The sequence below is a fragment of the Citricoccus alkalitolerans genome, from assembly GCF_039528175.1.
GTDB lineage: Bacteria > Actinomycetota > Actinomycetes > Actinomycetales > Micrococcaceae > Citricoccus > Citricoccus alkalitolerans.
The window spans coordinates 1,944,603-1,966,006 of record NZ_BAAALH010000002.1 but is presented as its reverse complement, the minus strand read 5'-3'; the positions used below and the strand labels follow the sequence as shown (position 1 = coordinate 1,966,006).

General features: G+C 68.7%; 18 protein-coding genes. 7 read left to right on the top strand and 11 right to left on the bottom strand.

The annotated features are described in order from the left end of the window. Window positions 1-20: 20 nt before the first annotated feature. Window positions 21-2,651, bottom strand: coding sequence for a phenylalanine--tRNA ligase subunit beta (gene pheT, locus ABD134_RS14855; protein WP_344230720.1), 2,631 nt, complete (start codon window positions 2,649-2,651; stop codon window positions 21-23). Between the two features lie 6 nt (window positions 2,652-2,657). After that, complete coding sequence (pheS, locus tag ABD134_RS14850) at window positions 2,658-3,728, bottom strand: phenylalanine--tRNA ligase subunit alpha (protein ID WP_344230718.1); 1,071 nt, start codon at window positions 3,726-3,728, stop codon at window positions 2,658-2,660. A 172-nt stretch (window positions 3,729-3,900) separates the two neighbouring features. Between pheS and ABD134_RS14845 the strand changes: the two genes are divergently transcribed. Together ABD134_RS14845 and ABD134_RS14840 are read left to right on the top strand one after the other, a co-directional pair. Then, the gene (locus ABD134_RS14845; RefSeq protein WP_344230716.1) at window positions 3,901-4,323 is read left to right on the top strand and encodes a hypothetical protein; all 423 of its coding nucleotides are present in this window, start codon (window positions 3,901-3,903) and stop codon (window positions 4,321-4,323) included. Between the two features lie 226 nt (window positions 4,324-4,549). After that, entirely contained in the window at window positions 4,550-5,734 is a 1,185-nt protein-coding gene (locus ABD134_RS14840; RefSeq protein ID WP_344230713.1) for an MFS transporter, read from the top strand. Between the two features lie 6 nt (window positions 5,735-5,740). Here ABD134_RS14840 and pcp read toward each other — a convergent pair whose 3' ends face one another. After that, window positions 5,741-6,472: a pyroglutamyl-peptidase I gene (gene pcp, locus ABD134_RS14835; RefSeq protein ID WP_344230711.1), complete on the bottom strand. Its 732-nt coding sequence runs from the start codon at window positions 6,470-6,472 to the stop codon at window positions 5,741-5,743. Between the two features lie 55 nt (window positions 6,473-6,527). On the opposite strand from pcp, the gene ABD134_RS14830 reads away from it, so the two are divergent. Further along, the gene (locus tag ABD134_RS14830; protein ID WP_344230709.1) at window positions 6,528-7,646 is read left to right on the top strand and encodes an Rv2578c family radical SAM protein; all 1,119 of its coding nucleotides are present in this window, start codon (window positions 6,528-6,530) and stop codon (window positions 7,644-7,646) included. Between the two features lie 4 nt (window positions 7,647-7,650). Here the strand turns inward: ABD134_RS14830 and ABD134_RS14825 are convergent, their stop codons facing one another. After that, window positions 7,651-8,160: a (deoxy)nucleoside triphosphate pyrophosphohydrolase gene (locus ABD134_RS14825; RefSeq protein WP_378108290.1), complete on the bottom strand. Its 510-nt coding sequence runs from the start codon at window positions 8,158-8,160 to the stop codon at window positions 7,651-7,653. 114 nt (window positions 8,161-8,274) lie between these two features. On the opposite strand from ABD134_RS14825, the gene ABD134_RS14820 reads away from it, so the two are divergent. Next, on the top strand, window positions 8,275-9,525 hold the full coding sequence (locus ABD134_RS14820; protein ID WP_344230705.1) for an MFS transporter: 1,251 nt from the start codon (window positions 8,275-8,277) through the stop codon (window positions 9,523-9,525). A gap of 131 nt (window positions 9,526-9,656) precedes the next feature. After that, entirely contained in the window at window positions 9,657-9,929 is a 273-nt protein-coding gene (locus ABD134_RS14815) for a GlsB/YeaQ/YmgE family stress response membrane protein (protein WP_344230703.1), read from the top strand. Between the two features lie 101 nt (window positions 9,930-10,030). On the opposite strand, the gene ABD134_RS14810 is transcribed toward ABD134_RS14815, so the two are convergent. The 4 genes from ABD134_RS14810 to infC form a co-directional block, all read right to left on the bottom strand. Next, window positions 10,031-10,987: a TrmH family RNA methyltransferase gene (locus ABD134_RS14810; RefSeq protein WP_344230701.1), complete on the bottom strand. Its 957-nt coding sequence runs from the start codon at window positions 10,985-10,987 to the stop codon at window positions 10,031-10,033. Window positions 10,988-11,043: 56 nt separating this feature from the next. After that, the gene (rplT, locus tag ABD134_RS14805) at window positions 11,044-11,430 is read right to left on the bottom strand and encodes a 50S ribosomal protein L20 (RefSeq protein ID WP_115931568.1); all 387 of its coding nucleotides are present in this window, start codon (window positions 11,428-11,430) and stop codon (window positions 11,044-11,046) included. Between the two features lie 88 nt (window positions 11,431-11,518). Beyond that, window positions 11,519-11,713: a 50S ribosomal protein L35 gene (rpmI, locus tag ABD134_RS14800; protein ID WP_159551536.1), complete on the bottom strand. Its 195-nt coding sequence runs from the start codon at window positions 11,711-11,713 to the stop codon at window positions 11,519-11,521. Window positions 11,714-11,838: 125 nt separating this feature from the next. Beyond that, a complete protein-coding gene (gene infC, locus ABD134_RS14795) occupies window positions 11,839-12,822 on the bottom strand; it encodes a translation initiation factor IF-3 (protein ID WP_378108163.1) in 984 nt (327 codons plus the stop codon). Window positions 12,823-13,183: 361 nt separating this feature from the next. Here infC and ABD134_RS14790 point away from each other — a divergent pair, with 361 nt between their 5' ends. After that, a complete protein-coding gene (locus ABD134_RS14790) occupies window positions 13,184-13,555 on the top strand; it encodes a DUF1844 domain-containing protein (protein WP_159551538.1) in 372 nt (123 codons plus the stop codon). A 181-nt stretch (window positions 13,556-13,736) separates the two neighbouring features. Here ABD134_RS14790 and ABD134_RS14785 read toward each other — a convergent pair whose 3' ends face one another. After that, the gene (locus tag ABD134_RS14785) at window positions 13,737-14,093 is read right to left on the bottom strand and encodes a hypothetical protein (RefSeq protein ID WP_344230697.1); all 357 of its coding nucleotides are present in this window, start codon (window positions 14,091-14,093) and stop codon (window positions 13,737-13,739) included. A 403-nt stretch (window positions 14,094-14,496) separates the two neighbouring features. Here ABD134_RS14785 and ABD134_RS14780 point away from each other — a divergent pair, with 403 nt between their 5' ends. After that, complete coding sequence (locus ABD134_RS14780) at window positions 14,497-14,745, top strand: WhiB family transcriptional regulator (protein ID WP_010144519.1); 249 nt, start codon at window positions 14,497-14,499, stop codon at window positions 14,743-14,745. A 113-nt stretch (window positions 14,746-14,858) separates the two neighbouring features. Here the strand turns inward: ABD134_RS14780 and ABD134_RS14775 are convergent, their stop codons facing one another. Then, complete coding sequence (locus tag ABD134_RS14775; RefSeq protein ID WP_344230690.1) at window positions 14,859-16,496, bottom strand: sensor histidine kinase; 1,638 nt, start codon at window positions 16,494-16,496, stop codon at window positions 14,859-14,861. A 9-nt stretch (window positions 16,497-16,505) separates the two neighbouring features. After that, complete coding sequence (locus ABD134_RS14770) at window positions 16,506-21,401, bottom strand: NAD-glutamate dehydrogenase (protein ID WP_344230688.1); 4,896 nt, start codon at window positions 21,399-21,401, stop codon at window positions 16,506-16,508. Window positions 21,402-21,404 lie beyond the last annotated feature (3 nt).

Below are 21,404 nucleotides of genomic sequence, written 5' to 3'. Positions count from 1 at the left end.
ACCTCGTGGTCGAGTACACGCTAGCGCTGGACGGCTCCGTGACGTCGGGCAGCCAGTTCGGTGGCGGCCGCACGGGCCGCGGAGGCCTCGTCCGCGGTCAGGGTCCGGTCCCGAGCACGGAAGCGCAGCGAGAAGGCGAGCGACTGGTGGCCGTCCTCCACACCCTGCCCGGAGTAGACGTCGAAGAGGCTGACATCCTCAAGCAGGTCCCCCGCCCCCTCACGCAGGGTCTCCAGGACCTCTCCCGCCACCACATCGTCCGCGACCACGAGGGCCACGTCCTGGCTCGTGAGCGGGAAGGTGGACATCGGCCGGGCCACCACCACGTCGGCCGCTGCGGCGATCAGGGCGTCCAGGTCGAGTTCCATGGCCACGGTGCGGGCGGGCAGGTCGGCGTCCTCCAGCCAGGACGGCAGCAGTTCTCCGGCCACGCCGATGACGGTGCCGCCTGTACCCGGGGAACCGGCAGAACCAGCCCACCGCAGCTCGGCCGTACGGCCCGGATGGAAGGCCTGGTGGGACCCCTGGGCGACCTGCAGGTCCACGCCGAGGATCGCCGCGGCGTCCAGGGCGGCACCGATGGCGTCCTGCCAGTCGTATGTGCGGGGCTGGTGGCCGGCACCCGGCGCGGAGTCGTTCCCCGTGAGCACTGCGGCCAAGTGCCGCGGCTGGTCCGGGATACCGGCCTCCAGGTCCGCCAACACCTCGTCCGCGGGGCGGGCGCCCAGCGGCGGGATCGTGGCCGAGCCCAACTGCTCACCGGGCAGGAAGACCAACCCGGACTCGTAGAGGGCCACGTCCCGGAAACCGCGGGAGTGGTTGCGGCGGGCGATGTCCAGCAGCCCAGGCAACAGGGAGGTGCGCAGGTACCCGAACTCGGCGGAGATCGGGTTGGCCAGGTGCACCATCTTCTGTGCGGCACCCTCGTCCTCGGTGGCGGAGCCGAAGAAGCGGTTCTGCGATTCGGACACGAAGGGGTAGGCCAGCACCTCGGTCAGTCCGGCGTCGGCCAGACCCTGGACCACCCGGCGCCGGGCCGCCTGTTCCCGGGTCAGCCCACGCCCCGGAGGGGCCACCGGGAGCGTGGACGGGATCTGGTCGTACCCGATCAGGCGGGCGATCTCCTCGACCAGGTCGTCCCGGATCTCCAGGTCCTGGCGCCAGGTCGGGGCGGTGACAGTGAAGACCGGCCCGGCCGCGCCGGCGTCGGGAACTCCCGAATCCGTTGCCCTGCCGCGCTCGACCGAGGCGCCCAGGTCCTTCAGGGTCGTCTCGATCTGGTCCTCGGTGTACTCGATGCCCATGCGGGCCACCGGGTAGGAGGCCGGCAGCTCGATGACGTTCGGCTCCGGGCGGGTGCCCACGTCGGTGATTCCTGCATCAGCGATGCCGCCGGCCAGCTGGACCAGCAGCTGGGCGGCCCGTTCGGCTGCCTCGTCCGCGATCTCCCAGTCCACGCCGCGCTCGTTGCGCTTGGAGGCCTCGGAAGGCAGGCGGTGGCGGCGACGGGTGCGGCCCATGGACACGGGGTCGAAGTGCGCGGACTCGATGACGATCGTGGTGGTGGACTCGGACACCTCGGTCTCGCCGCCACCCATCACGCCGGCCAGGCCGATCGGCCCGCGGTCGTCGGTGATGAGCAGGTCTTCGGCGGAGAGCGTCCGCGACTTGCCGTCCAGGGTGGTCAGCGTCTCCCCCTCGGTGGCGCGGCGGACCACGATCGGGCCCTGCAGTTTGGCCGCGTCATAGAAGTGCAGCGGCTGCCCGAGTTCCCACATCACGTAGTTGGAGATGTCCACGGCCAGGGAGATGGACCGCATGCCGGCCAGACGCAGGCGCTGGGCCATCCACGGCGGGGTGGGACGGCTCGGGTCGATGCCGGTGACGGTGCGGGTCACGAAGCGGTCGCAACCGGGGACGCCGTAGATGGGGCGCTCGTCCTCCAGGCGCACGGGGTGGCCCTGGCCGTCCGGCTCGGGAGCCGTGACCAGGGAAGCCGGGTCGGTGAAGGGAAGCCCGGTGGCGTGCGCGTACTCACGGCCCACGCCACGGATGGAGAAGGCGTAGCTGCGGTCCGCGGTCACGTTGATCTCGGCGGCCTCGTCCCGCAGGTGCAGGAGGTCGTACACGTCCGTGCCGGGCTCAGGGTCGTTGCCGTTCTCGGGCGAGAAGCCGAGTGAGGACAGCACGATGATGCCATCGTGATCCTCCCCCAAGCCGAGCTCGCGCGCCGAGGCGATCATCCCGGCGGAGAGATGACCATAGGTCTGGCGCGGGGTGATGCGGAAGTCACCGGGGAGCACGGCGCCGGGCAGGGTGACGACGACCTTGTCCCCTACCTGGAAGTTGTGGGCGCCGCAGACGATGCCCTGCACGCCAGAGGGGTCGATGCCCTCGCCGATCAGGGTCTGGTCCTGGCCCTCGGGCACCACGCGGACCTGGCACCAGTTGATGGTCTTGCCGTTCTTCTGCGGCTCTGGAACCATCTCCAGGACCTGGCCGACCACGAGGGGGCCGGAGAGCTCGTTCAACGGACGGTGGACGTCCTCCTCCTCGAAGCCGATCCTCACGAGGTCGGCCATGACGTCCTCGGCGGTGGCGTCCGCCGGGACCGGGACATATTCACGTAGCCATGACAGCGGGATGCGCACGGGTGATCAGATCTCCATTCCGAAGTGCTGGGAGAAGCGGACGTCGCCCTCGATCATGTCTCGCATGTCGAGGACCTCATTGCGGAACATCAGGGTGCGTTCCACGCCCATGCCGAAGGCGAAACCGGAGTAGACCTCCGGGTCCAACCCGGCGGCACGCAGCACGTTCGGGTGCACCATGCCGCAGCCGCCCCATTCGATCCATTGAGGGCCGCCCTTGGCGCCGGGATGCCAGATGTCCATCTCCGCGCTGGGCTCGGTGAATGGGAAGAAGTTGGATCGCAGCCGGATCGTGGCCTCGGGGCCGAACATCTGACGGGCGAAGTACTCGAGGGTGCCGCGCAGGTCCGCCATGGTCAGGCCCTTGTCCACGGCCAGGCCCTCGAACTGGTGGAAGACCGGCGTGTGGGTGGCGTCCAGCTCGTCAGTGCGGAAGGTCCGGCCGGGGCACAGCACGTACACAGGGGTGCCACGCTGCAGCATGGCCCGCATCTGCACCGGGGAGGTGTGGGTGCGCATCAGGAGGTGGGACTCGGCGGGGTCCACGAAGAAGGTGTCCTGCATCTCGCGGGCCGGGTGGTCCGGCTTGAAGTTCAGCGCATCGAAGTTGTACCACTCGGATTCGAGCTCGGGCCCCTCGGCGATTTCCCAGCCCATACCGATGAAGATGTCCGAGACGCGCTCCTGCAGTACGGACAACGGGTGGCGGGCGCCCACGCGGCGGCGGCGCACGGCCGTGGTGACGTCCACGGTCTCCTCGACGAGCATGCGGGCGGCGTGCTCGGCCTCGAGGATCTCCGTGCGGGCCGCGAGCGCTCGCTCCATGGACTTGCGGGCTCCGCCCATGAGCTTGCCGGCTACGGCCTTCTGGTCCTTGGGCAGCTGACCGATCCTCCGGTTCGCCATCGTCAGCGGAGCCTTCTCCCCCGTGTGCGCCAGCCGGGCCGCCTTGAGCTCATCGAGGTTGGCTGCGGCGGCGAAGTCGGCCATGGCCTGCTCGACGGCGATGTGCACTGCGGTTTCGTCCGCCGGGGAGATCTCCGGCCCGCTTGAGTCCGACTGGGGGGTTTCCGTCATGGTGGGCAACGACCTTCATGTCCTGAGGTTGCGAATGTAAAAAACGTAGCTTTACGGTTTTGACCTTGGGCGTGACCACCCGCACCCGGCGGAAGGCCTTGGCCAGTCTACTGGCCGGAGGGCAGGCCCGGCATACCGACAACGCCTGGGGCTGTCCGGGCAGAATGGATCCATGCCCCTCCGTCTGCGGTTCCGCCAACTGTGCAACGCCGCCAACCTGACCACGCCCCTGGGTCTCGCATTGGCCCTGGCTTCTGGTTGCCGGATCCAGCGGGGCCCGGAAGGGCTGGTCCTCGCGTTCGGATACCGTTGGGCCTTTCCCGATGGCGGCGCCTTCACCGTGGGCAACATGGTCCTGATCCGACCCCACGCCGCTCCGACGGCCCGGCTGCTGGAGCACGAGTCACGGCACGCCACCCAGTACGCGTGGTGCCTGGGCTTGCCGTTCTTGGTGCTGTACTTCACCGCAGCCGGCTGGTCCGTGCTGCGAACGGGTGATCCGGCCTCGCGGAATCCCTTCGAACGCCATGCCGGCCTGGTGGCCGGCGGCTACCGCGAGCGCCCGGTGCGGTGGCCGCGGCACCGGATCCGGTGACGGCGGCAGTGCCGTCGGTGAGCGTCGCACCGAGACGGTGGGGCCGGCGTCGACGTCCGTTGACTAGGATCGACACGTTCCGGCGTCGGCCGGAATGTGTGCCTGGTCCTGTTTTCGCCGCCGTTCCCGGCCCTGCACTCCTCTTGTCCGCCCACCGTTGGGAGACCCCTCGCGCCGCCCACCCATAGCCAGCCCTCTCCTGCCGTGGATCATCGTCGGCGTCGTCGTGCTGGCCCTCAACCTCCGGTCCCCGATCATCGCGCCCACCGCGATCCTCGGCCAGATCCAGGCAGAGACCGGCCTCAACGCCACCGGTGCCGGCCTGCTGACCGGCCTGCCGATCCTGCTCTTCGCCCTGGCGACGCCCCTGGCCACTCGGACCATCGGGCGCCTCGGCCCCGAGTCCACGGTGTTCGCCTGCCTGGCGGGAGTACTGGCCGGTACCGTGCTGCGGTCTACTGGCCCCGCGTGGATGGTCCTGGCCGGCACCGTGGTGATCGGCCTGTCGCTGACACTGGGGAACATCGTGGTGCCCGTCATCATCCGCCGCGAGGTGACCTGGGACCGGGTCTCCCTCGCCACGGGCCTGTACTCGGCGGCCATGAACCTCGGCGCGATGGTCACCCTTCTCGGCACCGGCCCGCTGGCAACCGCCGTGGGGTGGCGGTGGGCCCTCGCCCCCTGGGGCGTCCTCGCCGTCCTCGGAATGGGCTATTGGCTGGGACTGGTCCGGCGGCGCCTGCGGAAGACCCCAGGCCACGAGCCGGATGCCGCCGAGACCGGCACGGAATCCGGGCAGAAGGCTCCACCGGCCCCGGGGAGCGGTGATGGATCCGCACGTCGATTCCGCCGGGTCATGTGGTTGCTGGTCATCGCCTTCAGTGGCCAGTCGGCCGGCTACTTCACCACCACGACCTGGTTGCCCACGATCCTCACGGAGACCCACGGACTGGACACGGCAGGTTCGGGGGCCACGGCATCCCTGTTCCAGGTCGCCGCCATCGTGGGAGCCCTCGGCGTCCCCCTGCTGGCCACCCGCTCGAGGCCCTGGGTCCCCCTGGCCGTGGTCGCGGCCCTGTGGCTGTCCCTGCCGCTCGGTCTGCTGCTGGCGCCCGATGCCTACGTGCTGTGGTCACTCACCGGTGGTGTGGCGCAGGGTGGCGGCTTCACGGCCATCTTCTCGATCATCGCCCGGATGGCCAGCAACGATTCCGAGGCCGCCTCCGGCTCAGCCTTCGTCCAGACGGGCGGCTACCTGGCCGCCACGATCGCCCCGCCATTCGCCGGCTGGCTCCACACCGCCACCGACGGCTGGACGGCCCCGCTCCTGCTGGTCCTCGCCGCCACCCTGGCCTTCACGACCGCGGGGCTGCTGGCCACCCGGGCCTCGGTACAGCGGCCCTCCGCCTAGGGTCGGCTAGTACAGCGAGCCATCCGGCTCGCCGAGGTCCGACGCCGGCCGCGCCGCTTCCAGCGCCGCGATCACGAGCGCCTCGGCCTGCTGGGTTCCAGGCACGATCGGCCACGGTTCCAGACGGGCCCCGTCACGGACATGCGCACCCGCCCGTGTTGTTCTTCGCGGCGCGTTCTCGTCCCACGGCACGTGGATGAACCCGGCGGTTCGCACGGAACTGGTTTCCGCCCGGGCCATCAGCGCGTAGAAGAGGTGGTTGCAGACGAAACTGCCCGCGCTCAGGGACAGCTCGGCCGGAATCTCGGCCTCGCGCAGCGCGGCGACGATGCGCTTGACCGGCAGGGTGGAGAAATAGGCGGCGGGGCCGGCGTCGTCCACGGCCTGTCCTGCCGGCTGAACACCGGCGTTGTCCGGGATGCGGGCATCCTGAAGGTTGACGGCCACCCTCTCCACGGCCAGCCCCGTCCTGCCGCCGGCCAGACCGCAGGCGATGACGATCCCGGGGCGGTGCTCGGACAGTGCCCGCTCCAGGGCCTCGGTGGATCCGGCGAAAGAACAGGGCAGCCTCACGGCGACCGCGTCGACGCCGCGGACCCGGAGTCGACGGGCGGCCTCCTGCGCCGCAGGCCAGGAGGGGTTGTGCCCATCCCCCGCGAAGGGCTCAAAGCCGGTGAGCAGCAGGGGTGCGAGGCCAGGGACGTGGTGGGCTGCGGTGGCGGGGCCGGGACCGGTCATGACTTCAGCGTAACGCCTCTTGCACCACCGTTAGTACATGTGTTCTAATCGAAGCATGCGATGGGAAGCGCAGACTCTGCAGGCCGGGGACGGGATCGAGCAGGGCGACGGCGGCACTCCGGCCGCACCGGCCGCCCTGCTCCCGCTCTCCGGCCTGCAGCGTTCCATCACCACGCCGGAGTTCGCGGATACCACCTTCCACGAGGTCGTGGCCAAGTCGGCCCTGAACAAGGTCCCGGACTCCTCCCCCATGCCCTTCCGCTGGACCGTCAATCCCTACCGGGGCTGCACCCATGCATGCCGGTACTGCTACGCACGCAGCACCCACGAATACCTGGACTTCAACGCGGGCACCGATTTCGACCAGCAGATCGTCGTCAAGGTGAACACCCCCGAGATCCTCCGGCGGGAGTTGGCACGCCCCGGCTGGAACCGCGAGCTGGTGGCCCTGGGCACCAACACGGACCCCTACCAACGGGCCGAGGGCCGGTACCGGCTCATGCCCGGCATCATCACGGCCCTGACAGACGCGGGCACCCCCTTCTCCATCCTGACCAAGGGCACCCTCCTGGGGCGAGACCTGGACCTGTTGGCCTCGGCCTCGCGCCAGGTGCCGGTTCAGGTCTCCGTCTCCCTGGCCATGCTGGACGCGAACCTCGCCCATCGGGTCGAGCCGGGCACGCCCACACCGGCGGCACGGCTCAAGCTCATCGAGAAGCTGTCCTCGGCCGGCGCCCAGGTCACGGTCATGGCCATGCCCCTGCTGCCCTGGCTCACGGATTCCGATCGCCAGCTGGAGGACCTCATGACCGCACTGGCCGGTGCCGGCGCCCAGTCCGTGCTGGCTGGGGCCCTACATCTGCGGCCCGGAGCGCGGCAGTGGTACCTGCAGTGGATCGAGGAGGACCACCCGGACCTGCTGGACGGATACCGCCAGCTCTACGGCCGCAGTTCCTATGCCCCCGCTTCCTACCGCAAGGCACTCGGACGCCGAGCCTCCGCCGCAGCCCGGCGCCATGGCCTGCATCATGAGGGGGCCCACCGCATCACCCGTCCGGACGATGGCGGACCGAGCCCCGCGGCCCATCGCCCCGGCGAGGGTGCCCACCAGGCTCCAGCCGGGACCACGGGCCCTGCCCAGCCGGTTCCCGCACCACAGCCGGCGCTGTTCTAGGGCATCAACCCTCGGGGCGCACGAGCTCCACCAGTGCATCCACGATGGGTCGGTCCGCCGGAATCCAGTCCAGCTCCTGCAGCGTGGCCCCATCGAGGGCACGCCACTCGAGCAGATCGTGATCCTCCAGTGGTCGGGGATCGCCATCGATGATCACGGCAGTGAAGACGCGCATCCTGGCGCCGTTGCCCAGCAGCCAGCCCTCCGGATGGTCGGCGGCCACCTCGCGGTCCAGCCGGATGTGAACCCCGAGCTCCTCGCGCACCTCCCGGACCAGCGCGGCGCGGGAGTCCTCCCCCGGCTCCACCTTGCCGCCTGGGAACTCCCACAGGCCTGCCAGGGCCTCCGGTGCGCTTCGCCGGGCGGCCAGCAGCGCCGACGGGGCCGCCACCTCGTCCAGCACGGCGGCCCCAACAACCGGCCGAGGCGTTCGGGAGACGGGGCGGGAGACCGGACGGGACACCGCGTTCGGATCCTTCACGTGGAGGGGCACGGCCGGGGGCTCCGAGGTGATGTCACTCATCCCCCGAGCCTACCCACCCTCCCCCTGCGTTGCGCGGGCGATCGCCACCGGAGAGGACCGCCCGCGAAGCGCGCCATGGGAGCGTGGGGACCGTAGTCTGTATCAGTGCCGAACACCGCTTCCGACGACCCCTCCTCCGCCTCACCATCCACGCCCTCCTCGTCAACTACGTCATCGTCCGCTTCGCGTTCCGACCCACCTGGACGTCGCGCCATCCTGCCGGGCATCCTCGCACTGGCCCTCGGCGGCTTCGCGATAGGCACCACCGAGTTCGCCATCATGGGCCTGCTCCCCGAAGCGGTGGCAGACCTGGGAGTCGATCTGCCGGCAGGCGGCATCCTCATCTCGGCCTACGCCCTCGGCGTGGTCATCGGGGCGCCCCTGCTGGCCGCCGGCATGGCCCGGATCGATCGGCGCACCTCCGCCCTGTGGCTGATGGCACTGTTCGTCATCGGCCACGCCGCCAGCCTGTTCGCCCCGGACTTCACCACCATGCTCATGGCCCGGTTCATCTCCGGTCTGCCACACGGCGCGTACTTCTCGGCCGCCGCCCTGGCCGCCGCCCACCTGGCCGGACCGGCCCGCCGCGGCCAGGCCATCGCCTGGGTCATGGCGGGACTGTCCGTCGCGAACCTCATCGGGGTTCCGTTGGCCACCTGGTTGGGCCAGAATTCCGGATGGCGGTGGATGTTCATCGTCACAGGCCTCTTCGGCGCTGCCACCATGGCCACCGTGGCCTGGCTGGTCCCCCGCGTCCCGGCTCCCCCCGGAGCCTCCGTGCGCGGTGAGCTGACGGCCCTGAGATCGCCGGCGCTCTGGCGGGCGATCGTGGTCGGCATCATCGGCTTCGCGGGAATGTTCGCCCTCTACACCTATATCGCCCCCGTCTTCACGGACGTCGGTGGAATGGCCCCGCAGCTGGTGCCGGTCATCATGGCCCTCTACGGGGTCGGCATGGTGGTAGGCACCCTAATCGGTGGCGCCCTGTCCGACCGCTCAGCACGGCGGACCCTGCAGTGGATGCTCGCCATCGTCGCCGTGGCCCTGGCCTGCTTCAGCCTGACCGCCCAGTGGTGGCTCCTCTCGCTGGTGCCGCTGCTTGCCGCCGCGATGGCCGCCTCAGCGCTGGTCCCATCCCTGCAGGTCCTGCTCGTCGACGCCGCCCCGCAGGCACCTCAACTGTCCGGGGCACTGAACCACTCGGCCCTCAACCTGGCCAACGCCATGGGCGCCTGGGTGGGAGCATCCGTGATCCAGGCCGGTCTCGGCCTGCAGGTGCCGGCGGGCGCCGGAGCGGCCCTCGCCTGCGTCGGACTCCTACTGTCCCTCGTGCTACTACGGTCCCGCAACACCTGAAAATTCCGGCCCGGCTTGCTATGTTGTGCCCAGGCGCAGTTCCTGAACGTCCATCAACCGTGGACCAGGCCCGCCACGGACGGACACTTTCCGTATCCGTTCTGATTCACGAGCACGAAGGGGTAGACAACATGGGCTTCATCAGCTGGATCATCCTCGGACTCATCGCCGGCGTCATCGCCCGGCTCATTCTTCCCGGCAAGCAGGGCGGCGGATGGATCACTGCCCTGATCACCGGCCTCATCGGCGCCGTGCTGGGCGGCTGGATCGCCAGCCTGGTCGGCGTGGGTGCCATGGACGAGTTCTGGAGCTTCGGAACGTGGATCTTCGCCATCATCGGCGGCGTGATCGTTGCGTTCGCCTGGCAGGCCATCACCCGGCGGACCAGCAACAAGGAGGCCTGACCGTCCTCCACCCCCACCCCGTCAAGACGAAGGGCGCCCCCTCCTGAGGGGGCGCCCTTCGTCGTGTCGTGGCCGTGCCTGCGGCGGAGGTTCAGATCACCTCAGGCCGAGGCGCCGTCCGGCGCGTGCTGCGCCATGGCCGAGGCGTAGAGGCAGACGGTCGCCGCCGTGGCCACGTTGAGTGATTCGGCCCGACCGTACAGCGGGACCGCCACCCTCTCGTCAGCCAACGCCAGTTCATCGGCGGACAAACCCTGGGCCTCATTGCCGAACAACCAGGCCGTCGGCCCGGTCAGCAGGCCCGACGGCGGCCGGTCCAGCACCACGGACCCGTAGCCGTCCGCTGCCAGCACCACCAGACCACGGTCCCGGAGTGTTCCCACGGCGGTAACGGCCTCCACCGAGGTCACGACGGGTACGTGGAACAGTGAACCGGCCGTGGAGCGCACCACCTTGGGATTGAACACATCCACGGAACCGGCCGTCAGCACCACGACACCGGCGCCCGAGGCATCCGCCGCCCGCAGGACGGTCCCCGCGTTGCCGGGGTCCTGGACTCGGCACAGGACAGCGGCCAGACCCGGCTCCGGCAGGGCGGCGAGGACGGAAGCGGCGTCGGTGTCCGGGATGTGACACACGGTGATGATGCCCTGCCCGGTGACGGCATCGGCCATGGCATCCAAGACCTCGTCGCTCGCCCACCGCACCATCACGCCTCGACCGGCGGCATGGCCGACCAGGCCCGCCAGCTCCGGGTCACGGTCTGCCACCCGGGCGGAGAGGTAGACGGACTCCACGACCCTCCCCGGAATCCACTGGGTGTAACCCTCCGGACGGGGTGACTGACGGTCTGCGGACTGGGCAGTGCCGGCATCATGCTCGGGATGAGGCCCCAGCATCCCCAGGTGCGCCCGCAGCGCCTCCCGGGAGGACTGCGGTCCCTCGGCGAGGAACAAGCCCTCCCGGGAACGCGACGAGCGCCCCGCCAGGCGTGCGACCTTCCTGACCCGGTCTGCCCGGGGGTTGGTCATCACGTCCTGATCGGGGCGCTCGTTCATGGTGTTCCGAGTTCGGTGGCGGACCTGGGGCGGCCACCGTCATCGGGTGCGCGTACTTACTTCGCGACTGCCGGGGCGTTGACGTCAGCCGGCAGGGCTGCGCGGGAGGCCGTCACCAGGGCGGCGAACGCGGCAGAGTCGGACACGGCCAGCTCGGCGAGCATGCGGCGGTCCACCTCGATGCCGGCCAGCTTGAGGCCCTGCATGAAGCGGTTGTAGGTCATGCCGTTGGCGCGGGATGCCGCGTTGATACGGGTGATCCACAGGCGGCGGAAGTCGCCCTTGCGCTTCTTGCGGTGCTGGTAATTGTAGACATACGAGTGCAGCAGCTGTTCCTTGGCCTTGCGGTAAAGGCGGGAACGCTGTCCGCGGTAACCGGCCGCGCGGTCCAAGACCACCCGGCGCTTCTTGTGGGCGTTGACTGCCCGCTTCACACGTGCCACGTGCGTACTCCTTAGAATCGATGCCCACCGCGTACTTCGTCAGTCGCGGCGGCTAGCTGTGTGCGGCCGAGAAGGCCACGGGGAAATGTCAGATGCCCAGCATCCGCTTGATGGTCTTGACGTTGGCCTTGGAGACCAACTGGTCGGAGGCCAGACGGCGGGTCAGCGTGGAGGGCTTGTGCTCCAAGTAGTGGCGGCGGTTGGCCTGCTGACGCATCAGCTTGCCGGAACCGGTCACGCGGAAGCGCTTCTTGGCTCCGCTGTGGGTCTTCATCTTCGGCATGGCTGCCGTTCTCCTTCATGTTGGCTGTCCGCCCGTCGGGCGGACAGTGCTACGTGGACCCTCCCTGAGGCGGGCCGATCTGGTCCGTACCGGCCAGAAGCCGGTGACGAAAGGGTGGTGCTGGTCTACTTGCTTCCGCCCGGCTTGGGACCGGGCCTCGGCACTGCACCGGGCTTGGGTGCCGCAGACGGCTTCGGCATGGCCGGCTTGGGAGCCGGTGCCGGCTTCGCGGCGGGCTTGGCCGCCGCCGGCTTGGGTGCCACGGCAGGTTTGGCCGCAGCGGGCTTGGCGGCGGCTGGCCTCGCGGCCGCCGGCTTGGCGGCCGGAGCTGCCTTGGCCGGAACCGGCTTGTCTGCCGGAGCAGCCTGGGCCGGGGCCTGCTGGCTGGCAGGCTTCTCGGCCGGCTTCTCCACCGGAGCCTCCGGAGCTTCCGTGGCCGGAGCCTCGGTACCGGCCTGAGCCAGCTTCTTCAGCTCTTCCGGCATGGCATCCGACATCGTGCTGGAAAGCGGCGCCGAGGAGGTGTCCTCGGCGACCTTCTGCTTCGCCTCACGAGCCGCCACGTCACGGCGGGAACCAACGCGATCCTGCTTCGGCTCCTGGTGCTTGCGGGCCTCGGCACGGGCCTCGGACTTGTTCTTCAGCGGACCGATCACCATGACCATGTTGCGGCCGTCCTGGCGAGGGCTCGACTCGACCATGCCGACATCGGCCACGTCCTCAGCGAACTTCTGGAGCAGGCGGATGCCCAGCTCGGGGCGCTGCTGCTCACGTCCACGGAACTGGATCATGGCCTTGACCTTGTCCCCAGCGGTGAGGAACTTTCGGGCATGACCGGTCTTGGTCTCATAGTCATGCTTGTCGATCTTCAGGCGGAAGCGGACTTCCTTGAGGATCGTGTTGGTCTGGTTCTTCCGGGCCTCACGGGCCTTGACAGCGGCCTCGTACTTCCACTTGCCGAAGTCCATGAGCTTGCAGACCGGCGGCTTGGCCGTGGGGGCCACTTCAACGAGGTCCAGATCGGACTCGGCGGCTAGACGCAACGCATCCTCGATGCGCACAATTCCCACCTGCTCGCCCTGGGGGCCGACCAGGCGCACCTCGGGCACGCGGATCCGTTCGTTGATTCTTGGCTCGCTAATCTTGCAACTCCTGTTTCTGGACGCTGTGGATGCGGGGCCACCTTCCCGGTGCGGCTCCCTGCGCAGATCCGGAGACGACTAAGGCCTCCGTGCTCAACGCAGACGGAGGCCTGGCTGACGAACGTATCCGACAACCCATCGGTCAACGAACCCCCTTCCGGGGGCCGTCCGACCGGTGACCCGGCAACTCGGTCCGCCGAGGCGGACGTCCTGCTGACGCGGGTGGGAGATGGCCTCCACTTCGATGGCTGATCTCGTCACCCATCTCACACACGTACTGCAGTGGATTGAGGCACGGGACCAGCTGGTCTGTGACAAGCTTACCAGCATGAATGACGAACAGCAGAATCCCTCCCCCTCAGACGATCCAGTCAACGATCGGGTGCGGGAGATCCATGAGGTCCCGGCCGTGGAACTCATCAACACCGCCGCCGTGCACCTCATGACCGCGTCAGCGGTGAAGGTCGGCCTGGCCGACACGCCGAACGCCGAGGAGCTGATCGACCTGGATGAGGCGCGCAAGCTGATCACCGCGCTGGCCGGCCTCGTCACCTCCGCTGCCCCGGAGATCGGCAGCCAGCACGCTGGACCCTTGCGCGACGGGCTGCGTTCGCTGCAGCTGGCGTTCCGCGAGGCCTCGCCCTTCCCGGACGCCCCGGGCAAGGGTCCGGGCGAGAAGTACACCGGTGCCGTGAACTGACCACAGACCGACAGACCGCATGACCTGACCCCCACCGCCTGGCCACACCAATGGCCTCACCGTGAGCGGACAACGCAGGGGCCCGGCACCGTCCACGGACGGCACCGGGCCCCTGCGGCGTCTGCATGCCTCGACTGGCCTCGACACTGGCCGCGGCGAGTCACCGTCCGGGTACGCGCCGTCAGCGGTGGAGGCCCGCCAGGTGCTCGGCAACCTGCCGGCTGAACATCAAGAACAGGATCCCAGCGGCCGGCAGCAGGAAGAGCAGCCCGGTCGTCACATTTCCGGCGGAGAAGAAGCTGACGGACAGGATCACAGCGAACAGTTCGATCACCACCACCGCGGCCCGGACCCAAGCCCTGCCGGCCCACAGGCCCAGGCCGGCAGCACCGATCCATGCTCCCGCGGCCGCGACCAGGACCACCAGGAAGATCTGCGCGCCCAGGTTCAACACGCCGCTGCCGATCTCGAGGGCGAACACCACGGCCACACCGAGGACCGCGATGGCCTGGAGCAGCAACAGCACGGTCAATGTCACCACAGTCGGCGGCCGGCGCCCGCGTTCCCGAGGGGGCGATGACCGGGGGGTGGCCTGGTGTTCTGACGTGGGCACGGCATTCGGCTTTCTGTTGCGCTGCAGGCTGATGACCCCACCCTTGACAGTGGTGACGGCGGGCCGGAATAGTCTACGGCACCCCTTCAGCGCTGTGATCAACATCGCATGATAACCGCAAGTTAACCTGCTCGGCCTCTTGTTTACTCGTATTCCACATGAAAAGATATTTCACGAAGTTCAGCGGGGGTCGTCGCAACGGCCCTTTTTTGTTGCCATCGGCAGGATGCCACAGATCAGCCCCCGCTTGAGGACTACCGTCCGATGACCCGAGACAGTATTGCCGGGGCCACCCGTGTGCCCGGCAGCGAAGGAGTGAACGATCAGCATGGATTGGCGTAGCCGGGCAGCGTGCCTGGACAAGGACCCGGAACTTTTCTTCCCAGTGGGGAACACGGGTCCGGCCCTGCTCCAGATCGAAGAGGCCAAGGCTGTCTGCCGCACCTGTGAAGTGGTCGATACGTGCCTGCAGTGGGCCATCGAGTCGGGACAGGACTCCGGCGTCTGGGGCGGCATGAGCGAGGATGAGCGCCGCGCCCTCAAGCGCCGGGCCGCCCGCGCCCGCCGCGCTTCCTAGACCGGTAGCCAGACCGGGAACCCCTCGGATACCGCACCAGGCCACAGGCCCTGACCTCGTGAGGTCAGGGCCTGTGGCGTGTCCTGTCATAGCCTTCGGCACTCCATCGGTGATCAGCGCTCCGGGACCGGTGCCTGGATGACCACCTCGGTGCCACCGGAATCCAGCGCCATCCAGTCGATGGTGCCCCGCAGGTCCCCCGCCACCAGAGTGCGGACGATGTGCAGGCCAAGTCCGGAGCTCGGCCCCGGCGCCGGGGCGACGCCGGCCGCCTCGCCCTGGACCTTCTCACCCTCATTCTTCATTCCCCGGCCTTGCCGGGAATCGCCCTCGACGCCCATCTCGGGACCGTCAGCGATCCGCCGAGGCTCGCGGCCGCCGTCGGGCACCCGACCATGGTCCCCCGCGCCCGCCTCCGTTCCACTGTCCCAGAGGCGGACCTCCAGTCGTTCGCCGGAGGGCGTCTGCGTCCGCCGCGCCGAGAGCCCCACCTGGCCGCCCTCCGGCCCGATCCCGTGTTCCACCGCGTTCATGGCGAGTTCGTTGATCACCAAGGCCAAGGGGGTCGCCAGCTCGGAGGGCAATTGGCCGAAACCGCCGCGGAACTCCGTGCTGACCTCCCGGCCGTCACCGGCAACCTCCACAGCGAGCCGGAACTGGCGCCCCAGCAGGGAGTCCATGTCCACCTGCTGCTCCAGGCCCCGGGACAGCGTCTCGTGGACCAGGGCGATCGTGTCCACCCGGCGCATCGCCTGCTCCAGGCCCTTCTTCGCCTCCTCTGAGTGCATCCGCCGCGACTGCATGCGCAGCAGGGACCCCACGGTCTGGAGATTGTTCTTCACGCGGTGGTGGATCTCACGGATGGTGGCGTCCTTGCCGATGAGCTGCTGCTCCCGCCGACGCAGCTCCGTGACGTCCCGCAGGAGCACCAACGCCCCGAAACGGCCCGCGTCGTCACGCAGCGGCACCGTGTGCAGGGTGAGATTGACCGAGCGGACCTCCAACTCGGCGCGGGCCGCGGCCTTGCCCGTCAGGACCAGCGGCAGGGACTCGTCCACAGGTCGGCGCTCATCTTGCAGGTCAGTGACCATCCTCGCCAGGGACCGCCCCTCCAGAGGCTCGGTCTCCCCCAACCGGCGGAAGGCCGAGACGGCGTTCGGGGTGGCGAAATCCACCAACCCCTCGGCCGTCAGGCGCAGGACACCGTCACCGACCCGGGGTGAACCCCGGTGAGAGCCGCTGACGGGGTCGTCCGTCTCCGGCCATTGACCGCGGGACAGCATGGTCAGCAGGTGCGTGGCGCTCTCCCGGTAGACCAGCTCGAGCCGGGACGGCGTGCGCTGGCCCGTGAGGTTCTGGTGGACCGTGACCACCCCGATGCTCCGGTGGAGGCGGACCACGGGCCACACCGCCACCCGCATGGAGCTGTCCGGACCGTGCACCGAAGGTGCCGTCGCCGTCGGCTCCCCGGTGGTCCAGGCCTGGTCCACCAGGGACTTCAGGTCGCTCCGGACCCGGCTGCCCACGATGTCCCGGTGCAGGGAGGTCTGTGAGGTGAAGGGCCGGGCCTGGGCCAGGGCCACGAAACCGCGGCCGGTGACCTCCGAGCCCGCAACCGGATACCACAGCACCAGGTCCGCGAAGTCCAGATCAGCGATGAGTTGCCACTCACCGACCACCATGTGCAGCCAGTCGACATCGCCCTCCGCCAGAGTGGGGTCGTCGTGGAGGGGGTCGGTGAACAAGGCCATGGATCAGTTCTACTGGGCCGCCACCGATCTCAGTTGGCGCAACGCCACGGAGAGCGAGGCCAGATCGTCCGAGCCCGACGCACGGATCTCCTCGAGGAAGCGTTCGGCCCGCTCCAGCCGGGTGGCGTTCTCCTTCTCCCAGGCCTCGACCAGGCGGGCCCCGTCGTCCGCGTCCGTCCCGGTCCCGCCGGTCAGGACATCGGTGGTGACGTTGACGATCAGGGCGTATAGGTCATCCCTCAGGGCGGCACGGGCCAGCGCCTTCCAGCGTCCACTGCGGGGCAGGTCCGTGATCAGGTTGAGCATCCCCTCAGCGTCGAACCGGTCGTAGAGACGGAAGTAGACGTCCGCCACGTGCCGCGGTTCCCTTCCGGTCTGCCGGGCCAGGCGGACCACGTCCAGCAGACCGAAGGACTCGAACAGGACGGACCGCCGGATGGCCAGGTCTGCGGGCAGGCCTGCCTCCAGGGAGGCATCCCGCCATTCCGCGAAGCGTTCGGCGTCCTGGCCCTGCATCAGTTGGGGCAGGTCCGCGACGAGAGTCTGGAGTGGGGCGGCGTAGTACTCGACGACCGCGCCGATGCCCTCGCCCTCCGCCCGGTGGTTGACGAGCCATCGCACCGCCCGGTCCAGGAGTCTGCGGGCATCGAGGTAGACACGGGCCCTGACCTCGCTGTCCACGCTGGCAGGCAGCGCCCGGATCGACTCGAAGTAGTCGCCGTAACCGTAGATCTCCTTCATCGCCGAGTAGGCGGCGACCACGGTTGCGGCATCCGCCCCCGTCTCCTCCATGGCCCGGAACACGAAGGTGGTGCCGCCGGTGTTGACCACGTCATTGGCCACAACGGTGGCGATGATCTCCCGGCGCAGCGGGTGCTGCTGGATCTGCTCGGCATACCGGTCCCGCAGTGCGGACGGAAAGTATGCATCCAGGGTTCGGTCATACCAGGGATCGTCCGGCAGGGCCGAGTCCAGCAACTGGTCGGACAGGTTCGTCTTCGCGTAGGCCACCAGCACCGCCAATTCAGGCGTGACCAGGGACTGGCCCTGCTCGAGGCGTTGACCCAGTTCGTGATCACTGGGCAGGTCTTCGAGCTCACGGTCCAGGTCCGCATGCTCGACCAGCCACCGGATGTGCCGCTCGAAGCTCGGCAACCATTCCGACACCTTCTGCGAGTCATTGCGCAACAGGGTGTTCTGGTCCACGTTCGTTGTCAGGACCAGCTCTGCGACCTCATCCGTCATGGACTCCAGCAGGCCGGACCGGTCCTCGGCGTCCAACGCGCCGGTCGAGACCAGCTGATCCACCATGATCTTGATGTTGACCTCGTGGTCAGAACAGTCCACCCCGGCCGAATTGTCGATCGCGTCCGTGTTGATCAACACCCCGGACAGGCTGGCCTCGATCCTCCCGCGCTGGGTGAAGCCGAGGTTGCCGCCCTCCCCCACGACGGCCGCACGCAACTCACTGCCGTTGATGCGAATGGCATTGTTGGCCCGGTCTCCGACCTCGGCGTGGACCTCTGTCTCTCCCTTCACGTAGGTACCGATGCCACCGTTGTACAGCAGGTCCACGGGAGCCTTCAGAATCGTCTGAAGCAGTTCGTTGGGCCTCAACTCGGTCGTGCTCGACGGCAGGTCGAGCAGCTCCCGGACCTGCGCGCTCACCGGGACCGACTTGGCGTTGCGGTCATACACGCCGCCGCCCTCGCTGAGCAACGACGCGTCATAGTCGGACCATGAGGACCGGGGCAGGTCGAACAGCCGCTGGCGCTCGGCGAAGGACACGGCTGGGTCCGGAGTCGGATCCAGGAAGATGTGCAGATGGTTAAACGCGGCCACCAGCCGGATGTGTTCGGACAGCAGCATGCCGTTCCCGAACACGTCACCCGACATGTCCCCGATCCCCACCACGGTGAAGTCCTCGGTCTGGGTGTCCCGGCCGAGTGACGCGAAGTGACTCTTGACCGATTCCCAGGCGCCCCGGGCGGTGATGCCCATCGCCTTGTGGTCATAGCCCACCGAACCGCCGGAGGCGAACGCGTCACCCAGCCAGTGGCCATACTCGGCGGAGATGGCGTTGGCGGTGTCGGAGAAGGACGCCGTGCCCTTGTCCGCCGCCACCACGAGGTAGGCGTCGTCCTCGTCATAGCGCACGATCCGCTCTCGGGTGGAGAAGACCATCTCAGTTCCGTCGGTGCTGCGCGACTGCTGGTCGGTGATGTCCAGCAGGCCGCGGATGAAGGTCCGGTATGCCTCCCGGCCCGCCTCCATCCAGGCACCGCGGTCCACCGTCGGGTCCGGCAGCCGCTTGGCGAAGAAACCGCCCTTGGCCCCGGTGGGGACGATGACGGCGTTCTTGACCTGCTGGGCCTTGACGAGTCCGAGGACCTCAGTGCGGAAATCCTCCCGGCGGTCCGACCAGCGCAAGCCGCCGCGTGCGATGGGACCGAAGCGCAGGTGCACGCCCTCGACCTCCGGGTCGTACACCCAGATCTCCCGCGAGGGCCGGGGCTGCGGGGCGAAATCGATCTCCGAGGTCGCGATCTTGAAGCTCAGGCGCCGATGCCCTTGGAAGAAGTTGGTGCGCTGGGTGGCCTGCATGACAGTCAGGAAGCCCCGCAGCACGCGTTCGGCGTCCAGGGTGGCCACGGCCTCCAGCGCCTCGTCGGCCTGTTCACGGACCTGTTCCAAGCTCTGACGACGGGTCTCTCCGGCATCCGGGCCGTCGTCACCTGCGGCCGAGGGGGTCGTGGGATCGAAACGGGTGAAGAAGTAGTCGACCAGGGCCCGCGTCACGGCTTCGTGGGACAAGAGAGCGTCCGCCATGAAGTCGAAGGAGTTTTGCATCCCGAGCAGCCGCAGGTACTTCGCGTAGGCGCGCAGCACGCTCACCGTTCTGAAATCCAGGCCATGGGCGAGGACGAGGCGATCCAGGGCGTCGGACTCCGAGACGCCCGTGGTGGCGGCGACGACCGCGTCCTCCAGCAGCCCGGCTGTGGCCTCGGATTCAGTGCCCACCGGGTAGCCCAACCCGAAGTCGTAGAGGTAGAACTTCCGTCCGTCCGCCGGTTCCACCTCGAAGGGCCGCTCATCCAACACGGACAGGCCGAGGTTCTGCAGCACGGGCAAGATCTCGGTGAGTGTGCGGGGCCGGTCCGAATAGACCTTCATTCGCCCGATCGTGAGGTCCGTGACCCGTTCCTCGGCGATCCGTGATCGCTCGTCCTGGTGCTCGGGGACGACATGCACCACGGGCGCGCCCTCTCCCGGAAGCCCGTTGAACCGGCCGATGTCCTCGAGTGCGTTGTCGATCTCGTAGGCCACCCGGTAGGCGGGCGGAAAGGCCTCGTCCCACAACCGGGCGGCGTCCACGCCTGAATCGGCGCCGAACGCCTCGACCGCCTGTTCGTCCACCCCCTCCTTCCAGGATCGGACGGCCCGGACGAGCCGGTCCTCGAGGTCCTTGGCGTCCACCGGTGCGGCGCGTTCGCGCTCGCGGGGCAGCCGGATGCGGAAGTACAGACGTGCCAGTACCGATTCGGTGAGTCTGACCTGGAAGTCCAGGGATTCCCCGCCCAGAGCTTCGAGGAGCACATTCTGGATACGGCCGCGCACATCCGTGTTGTAGCGGTCACGCGGCAGGAAGACGAGGGCATTCATGAAGCGACCGTAGGTATCCGGCCGCAAGAACAGCCTGGTACGGCGGCGTTCCTGCAGCTGCAGGATCTGCCGGCAGGTCTCCCACAACTCATCCACGCCCACCTGGAACAGTTCGTCACGCGGGTAGGTTTCGAGGATCTGCTGGAGTTCGGCACCGGAGTGGGAGTCCCGCGGGAAACCGGACCGGTGCAGCACCTCGGCGGCCTTCTCCCGCACCAGCGGGATGTCCTCGAGTGACACCGAGTACGCCTTGGGATCCCACAGTCCCACGAACCGGCGTTCACCGGTGACCTTGCCGTCACGGTCGTAGGTCTTCACCGCCACGTAGTCCATATAGGCGGAACGCTGCACCCGGGAACGCGAGTTCGCCTTGGTGATGATCAGCGGGATGGGTCGCTCGATCTGATTTCGACCGGCGATGGACAGGGGTGCCGGCGGCGTGGTGGGCCGCCGGCGCAGGATGCCCAGGCCGGTGTCCTCCACCGGGACCAGCACCTGGCCGTTGTCCCCACTGTGCAGCACGTACTCGCGGTAGCCGGTGAACGTGAAGTGGCCGTCCTCCATCCAGTTCAGCAACTCACTGCTCTCGCGCACGCTCTGCACGTTCGCCGGGGCATCGTGCGTCAGGGTGCGAGCGGCGGTGAAGGCTGCCGCGCGCATGCGGTCAGCGTCGGCGATGGCGGCGCGCACGTCCGCCAGGGCGTGGCCGAGACCCTTCTCGAGCCGGGCGGCCTCCTCATCGTCCAACGGACCCACGGTCTGCACGCCGATCCAGGACTCGACCCCGGTGCGTGCGCCATCACCGGCGACCAGGGGGCCGAGGTCAGCGAGCGCTGCCGTGGTGTCACCGCTGGCGGTGCCCTGCTGAGTGGGAACTCGGTGAACAGCGGTCAGATGCCCGGTGTCCCTGGCCCGATGGGTGATCACGGTCGGATGGGCGACCATGCGGATGGCGTGTCCCTGGCGGGTCAGCTCACTCGTGACGGAGTCCACGAGGTAGGGCATGTCCGCATGCACGATCTGGACGAAGCCGTGCGGCCGGCTGGGGGTTACCCTCACGACCGCTTCGCTGGTGCCACGGCTGGCGGCCATTTCCACGTGCGTGGCGACGAGTCTCTCACGCGTTGGTGGGTCCAGCTCGGCCAAATCCGCCTCCGAGACATGCTCGAAGTACGCGCGGGCCAGGTGCTCGAGACCGATGGGGGCATCCGGGGTGCCGGGGGCCTGCTGATCGGTCCACAAAGG

Coding starts and splice junctions, on each gene's coding strand:
- ABD134_RS14815 (WP_344230703.1), top strand. CDS start 9,657: ATGGGCTTCATCAGCTGGATCATCCTCGGACTCATCGCCGGCGTCATC.
- rpmI (WP_159551536.1), bottom strand. CDS start 11,713: ATGCCGAAGATGAAGACCCACAGCGGAGCCAAGAAGCGCTTCCGCGTG.
- ABD134_RS14780 (WP_010144519.1), top strand. CDS start 14,497: ATGGATTGGCGTAGCCGGGCAGCGTGCCTGGACAAGGACCCGGAACTT.
- ABD134_RS14845 (WP_344230716.1), top strand. CDS start 3,901: ATGCCCCTCCGTCTGCGGTTCCGCCAACTGTGCAACGCCGCCAACCTG.
- ABD134_RS14775 (WP_344230690.1), bottom strand. CDS start 16,496: ATGGCCTTGTTCACCGACCCCCTCCACGACGACCCCACTCTGGCGGAG.
- ABD134_RS14790 (WP_159551538.1), top strand. CDS start 13,184: ATGAATGACGAACAGCAGAATCCCTCCCCCTCAGACGATCCAGTCAAC.
- ABD134_RS14810 (WP_344230701.1), bottom strand. CDS start 10,987: ATGAACGAGCGCCCCGATCAGGACGTGATGACCAACCCCCGGGCAGAC.
- pheS (WP_344230718.1), bottom strand. CDS start 3,728: ATGACGGAAACCCCCCAGTCGGACTCAAGCGGGCCGGAGATCTCCCCG.
- ABD134_RS14830 (WP_344230709.1), top strand. CDS start 6,528: ATGCGATGGGAAGCGCAGACTCTGCAGGCCGGGGACGGGATCGAGCAG.
- pcp (WP_344230711.1), bottom strand. CDS start 6,472: ATGACCGGTCCCGGCCCCGCCACCGCAGCCCACCACGTCCCTGGCCTC.